Source organism: Zarconia sp., from assembly GCF_057467645.1.
The window spans coordinates 1-12,893 of sequence record NZ_JBRJXU010000033.1 but is presented as its reverse complement, the minus strand read 5'-3'; the positions used below and the strand labels follow the sequence as shown (position 1 = coordinate 12,893).

Below are 12,893 nucleotides of genomic sequence, written 5' to 3'. Positions count from 1 at the left end.
CTGCTTGATATGCACTTTCCGAGGTGAATAGGACTTTGACCCAGATCTCAAGTTTGACCTGGGTTTAATACTCTAAATTTAAATTTAACCCACTCGTCTAAGACCCTTCCATTCCACCAACTCCCGCATCAACCCCCGCCACTCCACCGAACCTGCCAACTCCTGCACGTCCATCGGAGTCCCCTTGCGTTCGGCAAACTCAACGAAACACTTCAACCAGTCCGAAACCGTCTGAGTCACAGACACCGATGAATACTTCCAAGACTCCTGTAAATACCCGATCGTCTGAGTTCGATCGCCCTGTTGGTAAGCATACCACCCATGCCAGACCAACTCCCGATACCGTTTCTGCCTCGGGTCATCCGTCTGAGCCTCCAACACTTGCCAAAACTTCGATCGCTCCAACTCCATTTCCACCTCATCCAGCCGAACCCGAGTCTGCGACAATTCCGTCTGAGTTCGGGTCAACTCCTCCTGAGTCTGTTGCAACTGTTGCTGAGTGGAGAACAGTTCCCCCCGCACCCGATACCACCGAGACTGAAAATACTCCAACATCTCTTCCAACTCTCCCTCCAGTTGCCGCACCTGAAGCTGAGTTTGTTTCAATTCCTCTTGAGTATCTTGCCGTTCTTCCATCGTTCTTTTTCCGTTTCCTCGATAACTCGAACTAAAATTTGGTAGCACCCAACACTCTAAGATTCGCTAACTTCTACTTCCTCCGAGGCGCGATCGAACTTTCCCTTAATCTTGACGAGTTCTTCCTGCGCTTTCTGAAGCTGAGACTGAATCTCTTCGCATCTTGCCTTCTCTTTCACCTTTTGTTCGTGCAGCGCCTTTACCTGATGTCGCAGCCGCGCGCACAAACTTTCGTAGCTCAAAATTCGGTGACTTATCCCATCCTTCACTAAATTTTTGGAACTGGGTTCGGCAATTAACGGAACAAGATCGTAAACTTCAAATGCAAACGCTGTTAAATCTTTTTTAGTATAGGTTTCTTCCCCTATTTTACTACAACAAATCCATGAATGTTTCCACTCGCAAACTTCTGCACTCGCATCCACCAGAGGAATATTTTTTTTCCCTCCCACCTGCCGCGATAACATTCTCCGTGCATTCCTGACCAAAAACACATCATCCTCCCAAAACGCCAGGCCCCTCCCGTAACTCCCAAACTCTTTCATCAACGTTACCTCCTGCCGAGGACTAATCTGATATAACCCTCCCGTCCTCGACTCCAAAACATACAAGAAACTATCGCGAACCATCAAATTATGAGGCTCGCGAATTCCTTCGAGTAATGTTACATCAGACGAGACGTTCTTGACAAAACCATGGCAAATGATTTGGGAACCTCGAGCGAGACCAAAACAAGCCACTATCGCTTCATCTTTCCAAAACGCGATACTGTTTAGGTGAAGCCGATTTTCGGACGAATTATTCAGCCGAACGAAAACTTCTTCATCTCCAAAATCTTCATCAAAAGAGACCTTAACAATCGAATTATTTCCCGTTGAGGCAATATATATACTATCTCGATAAAAAACTAAAGAATGAGCATCTTTTACTAAGTCAAGAGCTTTCGAACTGAGAACGTTAAAATCTCGATCGAGACAGAGTAAATAAGCCGGAGTAGATTGTAAAACTAAAAAATAGCGTTCGTCTTGACGAATCAAACCCGTTGCGCCCACCCCAGGCTTGCTCAATGGAAAACCTTCTAAGGGTAGCGACACGTATTTCATGTCATGATGAGTCCAATCGTAAACCCCTAAAAAATATTGGTCGGGTAAATAGGAAACATTGCAAAATGTCATTAAAAATTTCATAAGCCAAACATCTACGATTGCGGACGTTCGAGACAATAAATTCAATTATTCTTAACGCCACGTGCAACTGAATTATCCAAAACCCGACACAGCGGAGTAACTGAATTTGGGGAAACTGGAACGGGATCTACGATCTGCGTGTTCACCACATAGCTTGGCTTAAAGTTGCACGTGGCATCCTGAGTGACTCGATATCGTATCGATTCTCTAGTCATTTCCACTCTTCACTCTCTGCTGGGGTCATCCTTGACACTCCCAACCCAGCGTCAGATCTGAAAAAGTGAAAAAGACTCATCAGCCACACGATCGCCTCAGACTGATTCGTACTCCTGACCTCCATCCAATATCGATCGCGCTACCTCAGTATAAAGATAATATTCCTCAACGCTGCGGCGATCGTCAAAACACAGGTTCGACTTTAAATGCGATCGCCCCAAACCTCCCCCATCCCATTAAGATAAAAGTGTCGGGCACCCTCGACACCCGTGTTTTCCTGGAGGCGATACTATGCAACCCAGCCTTACCGAAACCCAAACCATCGCCCTCGAACTTCCCAGCACTACAACTCTCCACGTCACCCACCAACAATTCACCGAACTCGTAATTGCCAATCGAGATTTAAGATTAGAACGGACGGCTACTGGAGAACTCATCGTGAATCCACCCACTGGCGGCGAATCGGGAAAAAGAAATTTTAGCCTCACCACCCAAGTCGGAAATTGGTTTGAAGCCAACGAAGACTTAGGAGAAGGCTTCGACTCCTCCACGGGATTCATTCTCCCCAACGGTGCCACCCGTTCCCCCGATATCTCCTGGGTACGGCGAGAACGCTGGGAAGCCCTCACTGCCAAAGAACGCAAAGGCTTCGTTCCCCTGTGTCCGGATTTCGTCGTCGAACTGCGTTCTGCCACCGACAGCCTTTCCAAGCTGCAAGAGAAAATGCAGGAGTATCTGGAAAATGGAGCGCGACTCGGATGGCTGATTAACCCCCAAAATCAACAAGTGGAAATCTACCGTCCCGGACGAGACGTCGAAATCTTAGAACATCCCACAGAACTTTCCGGGGAAGATGTGTTGCCCGGTTTTTGCCTCAACTTGCGCCGGATTTGGCGATAACAGGAGTTTAGACTTAACGATGCGATCGCCCCAAACCTCCCCCATCCCATTAAGATAAAAGTGTCGGGCACCCTCAACACCCATCCATTTCCTGGAGGCGACACTGATGCAACTGACCCTCATCGAACCCCAAACTATCGCCCTCGAACTCCCCACCACCACAACTCTCCACGTCACTCCTAAGCAATTTGAAGAACTCGCTGCGGCCAATCGAGATTTAAGATTAGAACGAACAGCTACTGGAGAACTTATCGTGATTCCACCCACTGGCGGCGAATCAGGGTATCGAAATGTCAAACTTTCCTACTTCCTAGTAAAGTGGGTCGAAGAAGAGGGAGGAAACGGTATACCTTTCGACTCCTCTACGGGATTCATCCTTCCCAATGGCGCAATCCGTTCCCCCGATGCCTCCTGGGTGCGACGAGAACGGTGGGAAGCCCTTACTCCCGAACAACGCAAAGGCTTCGTTCCCTTGTGTCCGAATTTCGTCATCGAACTGCGCTCGGCCACCGATAGCCTCCCCAAACTGCAAGCCAAAATGCAGGAGTATCTCGACAACGGCGCGCAACTCGGATGGTTGATTAACCCCCAAAATCAACAAGTGGAAATCTATCGTCCCGGACGAGATTTGGAAATCTTAGACCATCCCACAGAACTTTTCGGGGAGGATGTCTTACCCGGTTTTCGCCTCAACTTGCGCCGGATTTGGCGATAAGAGCGAGATTCTCTTCATGTCGCTGCGAGCATCCATAGAATCACGTACAATTTTCACCTATGAGCCGACGTGACATTTACCACAGTACCGTCAAGCAAGCGTTACAAAAAGATGGGTAGACGATTACTCACGACCCTTTCCCTCTAGAAATTGGTCGTAAGCGCTTATCCGTCGATTTGGGAGCTGAAAAACTCATCAGCGCAAAAAAAAGTAAGAGACAAATTGTTGTTGAAGTTAAAAGCTTTGTCGGACAGTCAGATGTCAAAGATTTAGAGCAAGCCTTAGGTCAATACATCTTGTATCGCCAGATTCTGAATGAGATGAAAATTGAACGAGCGCTTTACTTAGCCGTTCCTCAAAGAATTTTCAACAGCGTATTTGAAATCGAAATCGGACAAATATTACTCAAGCGAAACATTATCCGTTTGCTAGTATTTGACGATAACCAGGAGATACTTGTTCGATGGATACCCGACTAAAATATAAAGCTATTATTAAAAATACTTTACAGGAGTACTGCACCGAACGCAATTCCCTCCCCGATCCATATAAATCCTACGTTCTCTTTGACGAAGAACGAGGACATTACGTACTTTTAGACCTGGGTTGGAATCACGAAAAATACCTTCATGCTACTCCGATTCACATCGATATCATCGGAGAAAAAATCTGGATTCAATACGACGATACCGAAGAAGGAATCGCCACCGATTTGCTAGAAGCAGGAATTCCCAAGCAAGATATCGTGCTCGGTTTTCGACACCCAAAAATTAGACCTTATACCGGTTTTGCCGTCTCGGATGCTGAAGAAAGAGCATCGGCACGCGGAACATAGATCGCCATCTCTAGCCGAAAGCAATACTGTATTACTCTCGTGCGATCGATCGACCCAAACTTCCAGTGCTATCCTAAATCTATTGAAATCGATCGAGGAGCCAACCATGTCTGCAACCTCTATCCATTTACCCCCCATCCTCGAACTCACCCTCCACCTCTCCGACGAGCAATTTTGGCAACTGTGTCGCGAAAACAGCGACCTGAGATTCGAGCGCACTGTCCAAGGAGAAATTATTATCATGCCACCCACTGGAGGAACCACCAGTAAACGTAACGCCGATTTAATCTATCAACTTCAAGCCTGGAATCGTCGCTATAAGCTTGGAGAAGTCTTCGACTCTAATGGTTGCTTTAAGCTTCCCAATGGTTCAGATCGCGCTCCCGATGCCGCCTGGGTAAAGCAAGAACGCTGGGACGCACTTACCCCAGAAGAGCAAGAAAAATTTGTACCTCTGTGTCCCGATTTCGTCGTCGAGTTAATGTCGCCGAGCGATTCCCTGGAAAAAACCCGCGCCAAGATGCTCGAATACATGGAAAATGGCGCCCGATTGGGTTTCCTGATTAACCGCAAACAACGACAAGTAGAAATCTACCGTCAGGGGCAAGAAGTCGAAATTCTCGACAATCCCGATACCGTTTCCGGAGAGGATGTCCTGCCGGAATTCGTGCTGGATTTATCCACCATTTGGTAACGGCAACACGCCACAGCCACCAGGGCACCCTATTCCCTTTTTAGATTCCGATGGATGTGAGCAGGCAATCGCTGGCAATCGCGGTGGGAGCAAAACCGGTTTGTATCTCGTGTAATATCAAATCCGGTTAAATCGTTACTGTAAAACTTTGGCTAACGGTCACCCGCAAACTTAGGATCGATCCTTGTAAAAAAGGTTACTCTTGCCCGCACTATACAGTAAGTCTATACCCGGATTTAATATAAGACCTAACGAGCGATCGGATCGGTTGTGAGAGCATTCCCTTGTAAGCACCCTATTCCCCCGCCATTTCCGATTCCCCCACCCGATGCAAACAAGCATCGAGATCGAGAGACCACCGAGGTTGCGATGCCAACAACTCCGTCGCCTCTCGACTAGACAACGCTTTAGAAAAGAAATAACCCTGACCGTATTCGCAACCGATATCTCGTAGTTGTTGCCATTGTTCGCGGGTTTCCACTCCTTCGGCGATCGCATCCATTCCCAAGGTATGAGCGAGCATGACAATCGTTTGCACGATCGCCCGATTTTCCACTTTCTCTCCCATGGAACGAACAAACGCCCGATCGATTTTGAGCGTATCCGTGGGAAACTGGCTCAAATAACTAAAAGACGAATACCCCGTCCCAAAATCATCAATTCCCAACTGAATGTTGAGGGCTTTCATCTTGCGTAACGTCTCAATCGTCTTCTCCACATCTTCCATCACCACCCCTTCGGTTATCTCCAACTTCAAACTGCCAGGATCGAGCTGGGTTTGCCTGAGAATGCGATCGATTTGAGCCACCAGATCCCCCTGAGCGAACTGCTTGCCCGATAAATTCACGCTGACGATCGAGGGTGCGTTAAATTGCATTTGCCACTGGTGAGTTTGCCGGCACGCTTCCCGCAGTATCCACATTCCCAAAGGAATAATCAAACCCGTTTTTTCCGCCACCGGGATAAATTCCTCCGGCGAGACAAACCCCCGCGTGGGATGCTGCCAGCGTACCAACGCCTCAAATCCAGAAATTTTACCGCTTTTCAGAGACACCAGAGGTTGGTAGTAGACGCGAAATTCTTCTCCAAATTGAGAATGGGGTAAATGGGAATTCTCATCTTCGAGCCATTTGCGAGTCTCCTCGTCCGATGCCTCATATAAAAACGTGTGAGCCATGGATTTGCGCAAATCGAGTTCGAGTTCGAATTGAGCGATCGCTTGCGATTCCATACTCGGATCGAAAACTTCCGGCTGGGTTTTTTCCAATCCCTTGGCGCGATACATCGCCGTATGGGCATCCCGAAGCAAATCGCGATGGCTGCCATTACTCATGGCAATCCCCATGCTGGCACTGGTAAAAACCGACTGACCGCTGAGGTAAAACGGGCGTTTGAGTTGCTTGCGAATCCGTCGGGCAATACTCGTCGCATCCCGAACGTCTTTAATCCGATCGACGAGAATGGCAAATTCATCGCCCCCCACTCGGGCAACCCGATCGCCGGAGCGCAGACATTGGGCGATCCGTCCCCCCATTTCTTTGAGGAGTCGATCGCCCGCTTTGTGTCCCAAACAGCCGTTAATCGCTTTAAAGCGATCGATATCCAAGAAAATCACCCCCAGCTTCTCATCGGGAGATAACTTGAGGCGATCGCTCGCCAATTTCAAATGGTTGGCAAAAAGCAACCGATTCGGCAACCCCGTAAGGGAATCGTAGAAGGTGTTGTAGAGAAATTTGTAAATCACCACGCCGCCAATGGTGACCAGAAAACCCATCACCGGCAAGATCGGGGGCATCCAAACCATGAGAACGAACAGCCCCCATTCGATCGCACCGAGTCCGAGCAAGGCCAAGACGATCGCCCCAGCAAACTTTCCAGGGTGCTTGAGTTTCCAGGCGATGACACCGCCCAAACCCGACCAACCCAACAACCACAGCACTTCCACTAGATCTGGAAGCATCCGAAATAACACTCGCTTTCCTAAAGCCGCATCGACGAGTTGAGCAGTCATTTGAGCGTGGAGAAATACTGCCGGCATCCGGACCTCTCGATTTGCGGTGCGAGTATAGGGGGTGTTAAATCGTTCCTTGAGACTGGGGGCCGTAGAACCCACCAAAATAATTTTGTCTCGAATCAAATTGGGGTCTACCTCTCCTCGCAAAACTTGTCCGAAGGTGATGCGGCCGGCCTTGGGATTGGGGGAGCGGTAGTTGAGTAAAATTTGGGAACCATTGAGTTGGAGGTGGGTATATCCCCCAGATGTGGATGTGAGGGGAGATAAAATAGCTTGTCCCAGTTGAAACTTGGCGTGAGGTTTGGCGGTCTTGTGGGGAAGTGGTTCTAGGGAAATTCCTCGATCTTGGAGATAGACCAGTGCCAAGCGCAGTGAAAAAGAATAGTGCGGGTCTGAGTTGGGTGAGGGCAGTGCGAGCCAACTTCGGCGAACCACATTATCGGGATCGATCTCAATGTTGTTGAAACCCACCCGCCCAACCGGCAAGATTTCCGGGGGAGGAATCGCCTCTGTCGCCTTCGTATCGATGGTGTGAGCCACAATGACGTTGTCTGCATCAAGTTGCAACATCAAAGCCGATTCGAGGCTTCGCGATTTTCGATCGAGGTCGAGGTCGAGATCGAGTCCGATCGCTCTCGGACGCGCCGTTTGCAACCGATCGAGGGCACGTGCGAGCAGGCGATCGGAAAGGGGCCATCGATATTGGTTGATATCCGCCTCTGTAATTTCCACAATCGAGAAGCGAGAATCGAGACCACTATCCCCTCTGTGCGCCATCAAAACATCAAAGGTCGCCAGTTCCCAACCTTGAAATCCGCCCAATCGCGCGATCGCGAATAAAATCAGGGGGACTCCCAGGGCGATGGCCGCCACGGGATGTCTCCAATTAATTCTTTTTGGGTGTTTGCGACGACCTGATTTTAGCCAGGTTGCAGTTACCGCAGAGACCATTAAACAGAGTTGACGATGCAACCCATCGATCGAGAAGCTCATAGATTTTGAAAGAAGCGAACTCGCCCGCACGTACGATCTTTCAATCGATTCGCGCGACCGCTCTCGCCATAGATACCGACACGAGTCACGTCACATTTAGCGATCGCCCAAGAGCAATCGCCGCAATACTTAAGTATTTTCCCCTATTTTGCGTTTTTTACCGAATTAAAAATGCGTAGAAGCACGGAACTCAAGATCTATCGTAACTAGAGAAAATACGCAAGCCCCGAAATATTTTCTTTTGAAGCCCTGATGTTGTCCCTTCAGACCCAAAAACCCCGTTCGATCTTTATAGCACTACACAAATGCATTCGGACATCACGACCTCTGTATCTTCTGCTGGGTATCGGTGAATTTTTCGGCAATGTCCTAACGGACTTGCATAACGCGATCGATAACGTCAGACGCGGGTTAAGGATACTGAAAAGTCCAGCGAGCTGATGTGGATTCGAGTCATGAGTAGAAGAATCTCGAACCTTACCGGCTCCAATCGATCCCAAGCACTCGTTATCACCCCTTACACCCTATCCTCACCCGACACAACTCTCCCGAACTGACATTAAATAGAAACCCCTGACGGAAACCGGAGCGGTGAGGGAACCCAGAGTTCCCTCGGGTTGAGGGACGAAAACAGAGTCGATCTCAACGGGAATTCATCGATTAAGTACTGAAGTCGTCGACACCCACATCACTTAGCGGCACCCCTAACAACGTCACCAATACCGTGTTCGTATTTAAATCGACAATTGCCGTCGCATTCTCAAGGGGTAAGATCGACAGTTGGTCTACACTCAACCCCCCTGTCAATAATAAAGTATCCTCTCCCGAGACAAAATCAAAGATATTGTCGATACCGTTCCCTGGAGCTAATACGAACGTATCGTTTCCCGACCCCCCAAAGAGCAGATCTTCCCCGACGTTACCATCAATGCGATCGTTCCCGCTGCCGCCAAAGATCGTGTCAGCACCCTGACCGCCAAATAGGCTGTCGTTTCCATTCGCCCCATCCATCGCATCGGAATCGGCATTCCCAAAAATCATATCATCGCCAAAATCCCCTTGTAGGGCATCGATACCCGCCCCACCAGATATCGTATCGTTGCCGTCCGAGCCTCTTAAGGCGTCGCTTTCCGTTCCCCCGTCGATCGCATCGTCTCCGTTCCCCCCGTCGATGACATCATTTCCTTGAAGACCGAAGAGCGAATCGTTGCCCTCTCCTCCAATAATCGAGTCATTGCCCAGATCCCCGAGCAGGGTATCATCTCCCAAACCCCCGTCGAGAAAGTCGTTATCCCGACCCCCAAACATCTGATCGTTGCCGCTTCCCCCGTCGAGAAAATCGTTTCCCGAATTCGCGAACAGGCGATCGTCTCCCTCATTCCCAAAAATGTTATCGCTGCCGGCCAAACCCACAACCAGATCGTTCCCACCCAAGGCCAGAAACTCGTTATTGCTATCGTTGCCCAGCAGAATATTATCGGTTTCGTTACCCTGTACGCTATCGAGAGGAGGGGTAGGGGGAGGAGGCTCGGGAGTCGGAACCAGAACGTTGGGAATATCCGGTTGTTCCGGTTCACCATCGGGTTCGCCGGCAGGGGGAGTGGGCGGCGCGCCCGAAGTAACGACGGCGATAAAAACCGCACCGGAAGTCCGAGCGCCTCGATCGTCTTGAATCGAGTACTGAAAGCCGTCGTTGCCGATAAATCCGGGGGGAGGAGTATAGGTGAGGATATTCCCCTCGCGGGTAATGGTTCCCCCAGCGGTGGAAGGTGCGGTGAAGCTAATCAGACCGATCGGGTCGCCATCGGGATCGGAATCGTTGGCGAGTACCTCAATGGCGATCGAACTATTTTGGTTAATGGTAACGCTGTCGTTTTGCGCCACCGGGGCATTGTTTGGCGGTGGCGGGGCGTTGACTTGAACCGTGACGGTGGCGGTAACGGTGGCGCGGCCGTCGGTGATGGTGTACTCAAATGTATCGTCTCCAGTAAAGTCCAGGGGCGGTGAATACACCAGGGTGTTGAGACTGTTGCCCGTGGAGACGCTGCCCCCAGCCGTTGATGTGGTGGTAAAGGGCAGGGGAAAGATATTCAGGGGCGTACCGTCGGGGTCGCTATCGTTGCCGAGAACGTTAATCGCGACGGGAGTATTGGTGAGAGTTGTCGCGATGTCATCGTTGGCGATCGGGGTTTCGTTTTCCCCCGTAATCGTAATGGTAACGCTCCCGGTACTCGTGGCACCTTGGGGGTCTTGGACAGTGTAGGTAAAGCTATCGCTAGCCCCCTGACCTTCCGGGAGGGCGGTCAAAATATTGGAGGTGGTGGGATCGTAACTGTACGTACCATCGGGATTGAGCACCACCGTCGCGCCCTGGGCGGTGATGAAGCTATCAGGGACGACGGTGAGGGCAGTGGTTTCCTCAGTATCGGGGTCGGTATCGTTAGCGAGGAGGTTTGTTCCCGTCGTCAGAACTCCACTCGCACTAGTAGTCGCCGAGTCGCTCACAGCCACCGGCAGATCGTTAACCCCCGTAACGGTAACGGAAACCCTGGCGGTATCGAAGGTCAGAGCAGCATCGCTCAGAACGTAGTTAAATGTATCCCTGACGGGGGCGTCAACTCCCGCAGGTAAGGCAATAAAGTTGGCAACGTTGCGCGGATCGTAGCTGAAAGTGCCATCGGGATTGACGGTGACCGCTGCCCCTTGGGTACTAAAACCCGTTGTCGCTCCCAAAGAAAAACCGGTGGTCAGCGTTCCAGTCCCGGTATCGTTCGCTGTTAAACTTGGCGTTTGCTCGGTCTGCCCCATATCCACCATCGTGAGGATGGTATCGGCTGCGGTCTTCCCCGTATCGTCAACTGCAGTGGCCAACACCCCAGGATAGGTGGCGATCGCCTCTTTTTCCAAAGGTAGGACCACTTCCTGGTTGCCGGTGCGAACCGCCAGGTTCCAGTCACCCCCCAAAACCGAACTCCCCGTCAGACTGACCGACGCAGCAATATCGGTTCCCGTCAGTCGGTGCAACTTAGCAATAAATTCCGCCCCCGCATCCCCTGCGGCCACGTTGCAGCCGTAGAGAAACAGACTCGATACCGAGGCAAACTCAGTTTGAAGTAAGTGGGTGTAGCGATCGAGGGTTTCCAGACTCAGTTGGGCGTTTCCCAGGTACAAACATCCGGGGGTCCCGTGGGAGAAGATGTGGATTTCCCGAAAGCGATCGCCCGCCAGAACCTGCGCGATTTGTTCGATACCATCTTGAGTCGCATCGAGAACCATCGCTCTCGTTCCAGGAACGACTCCCCGCAGTAAATGGGGAACATCGTCGAGCGCAGAGTCGATAACCACAAGCACGTTGCAGTTGTCAGTGGGAAGGATTGCCTCTTGCATGGTTGGTTGTCGTGAGCCGATAGGAAACGCGATTTGAGAATAACATCGATCGACGCTGGGGCGCTCGATGTCGATCGAGTTGAGTCAATTGAGAAAGTCGATTTCCCGTTGACCGGTTTTTCCCATCTTTCTTGATGGTCGATCGAGAAAAAGGTTCCGGGTAAACCCGTCAGGATAAACCGCAGCCCAGGGAGCAATCCCAACGCTGCGGTCACCTCCACGATAACATCGATACTCTACGGGACGGGGGATGGGGGATGTGGAGATAGGGGGACGCGGGGACACGGGGACGCGGAGATGGGGAGATGGGGAAGAGCGCTACAACTAACTCATTGTCAATTGTCCCTTGACTCTCCTCACCGGTCATCGAGCGATAGAATTTAAAAAACATCGAATCCCTCTCTCGCTCGTCATGTCAAAATTTCCGATTGCGCTCTCGATTGTTGTGTTGTGTTTGCTCGTCACCATCGGGCAAAACTGGTCGCCGTCCGTATCGATCGTCTTTTTAGGCACGACTTCAATCGCTTTGCCTTTGGGAATTTGGGTGGGATTGGCGATCTCGGCGGGTGCAATGACCGCTCTTGCCATTGCGTGGTTGTTGCAACTGGCGAGTTCTTTACAACCCAATTTCGCCCGTCCGTCGATTCGGGCCAGTTCGCCACCGCCAGCCCCCGAACGCGCCCAGCGGACTTGGGACGATCGAACTGTGGCAGAATCGATGGGAGATAGCAGCAAACCCCCGATCGATATTCCGACGGACGAGCCATACGAGCCGATGGTGGGAGAGGACATGAAGACGGGCAAATTCCAAGAAGAAGAGCCGCTCGAAGAGTGGGATAACGAGGAAGAATGGGTCGGGCAAGATGTCACCTCGGTGAAGTCGGAAGATGTCTATCCCCAAGAGGATTCGGTCAACTCAACGAGTTTTGAAGTGACACAAGAACCGATTCCAACCTACCAAGAAGGCTCGATTTATTCCTATAGCTACCGCGATCGAAAAACGGAAACGGGAAGAACCGATGAGATTTTCGCCGCTGCCGATGACACCCAAAAAGAGACTCCCAAACCCGCACCGCCCGAGGAAAACCCCCTAGAATCGGAAATTGTCGAGCCGTTTCGAGAACCCTTTCCCGAGTCCTTTGAGGATAACGCGCGATCGGACGATGGCGAACGATCGCCCCAGTCGCAACCGGCTTCACCCCCCTCATCTTCCCCAGACGATGACTGGACGAGTTCGAGCAAACCCAATAAAGAAGACTGGTAAGAGCGAGTTGGGTTGAATGTGAAGCTAGGCAGAGGTGGCTTCGGGGGTAGGG

Annotated in this window: 10 protein-coding genes; 6 read left to right on the top strand and 4 right to left on the bottom strand. The window is 50.8% G+C overall.

Features of this window, described 5'->3' with window-relative positions; translation table 11 throughout:
* Positions 1-84: 84 nt before the first annotated feature.
* A complete protein-coding gene (locus AC2215_RS05040) occupies positions 85-636 on the bottom strand; it encodes a hypothetical protein (RefSeq protein ID WP_486808869.1) in 552 nt (183 codons plus the stop codon).
* A gap of 56 nt (positions 637-692) precedes the next feature.
* Positions 693-1,811 (bottom strand): hypothetical protein, encoded by a 1,119-nt coding sequence (locus tag AC2215_RS05035; protein WP_486808868.1) that lies wholly within the window; start codon positions 1,809-1,811, stop codon positions 693-695.
* Between the two features lie 519 nt (positions 1,812-2,330).
* Between AC2215_RS05035 and AC2215_RS05030 the strand changes: the two genes are divergently transcribed.
* The 5 genes from AC2215_RS05030 (at position 2,331) to AC2215_RS05010 (ending at position 5,183) form a co-directional block, all read left to right on the top strand.
* Positions 2,331-2,939, top strand: a complete 609-nt coding sequence (locus AC2215_RS05030) for a Uma2 family endonuclease (protein WP_486808867.1) — start codon at positions 2,331-2,333, stop codon at positions 2,937-2,939.
* A gap of 106 nt (positions 2,940-3,045) precedes the next feature.
* Positions 3,046-3,654, top strand: coding sequence for a Uma2 family endonuclease (locus AC2215_RS05025; protein ID WP_486808866.1), 609 nt, complete (start codon positions 3,046-3,048; stop codon positions 3,652-3,654).
* A 122-nt stretch (positions 3,655-3,776) separates the two neighbouring features.
* Positions 3,777-4,133: an element excision factor XisH family protein gene (locus AC2215_RS05020; protein ID WP_486808885.1), complete on the top strand. Its 357-nt coding sequence runs from the start codon at positions 3,777-3,779 to the stop codon at positions 4,131-4,133.
* Complete coding sequence (locus tag AC2215_RS05015) at positions 4,118-4,489, top strand: element excision factor XisI family protein (protein WP_486808865.1); 372 nt, start codon at positions 4,118-4,120, stop codon at positions 4,487-4,489. Before AC2215_RS05020 ends, AC2215_RS05015 begins: the two co-directional genes overlap by 16 nt.
* Before the next feature lie 106 nt (positions 4,490-4,595).
* Positions 4,596-5,183, top strand: coding sequence for a Uma2 family endonuclease (locus AC2215_RS05010; RefSeq protein WP_486808864.1), 588 nt, complete (start codon positions 4,596-4,598; stop codon positions 5,181-5,183).
* Positions 5,184-5,478: 295 nt separating this feature from the next.
* On the opposite strand, the gene AC2215_RS05005 is transcribed toward AC2215_RS05010, so the two are convergent.
* On the bottom strand, positions 5,479-8,190 hold the full coding sequence (locus AC2215_RS05005) for an EAL domain-containing protein (RefSeq protein ID WP_486808863.1): 2,712 nt from the start codon (positions 8,188-8,190) through the stop codon (positions 5,479-5,481).
* A 660-nt stretch (positions 8,191-8,850) separates the two neighbouring features.
* Positions 8,851-11,577, bottom strand: coding sequence for an Ig-like domain-containing protein (locus tag AC2215_RS05000; protein WP_486808862.1), 2,727 nt, complete (start codon positions 11,575-11,577; stop codon positions 8,851-8,853).
* A gap of 412 nt (positions 11,578-11,989) precedes the next feature.
* Between AC2215_RS05000 and AC2215_RS04995 the strand changes: the two genes are divergently transcribed.
* Positions 11,990-12,841 carry a hypothetical protein gene (locus AC2215_RS04995; RefSeq protein WP_486808861.1) on the top strand — a complete coding sequence of 284 codons (852 nt, stop codon included), beginning with the start codon at positions 11,990-11,992 and terminating at the stop codon, positions 12,839-12,841.
* Positions 12,842-12,893 lie beyond the last annotated feature (52 nt).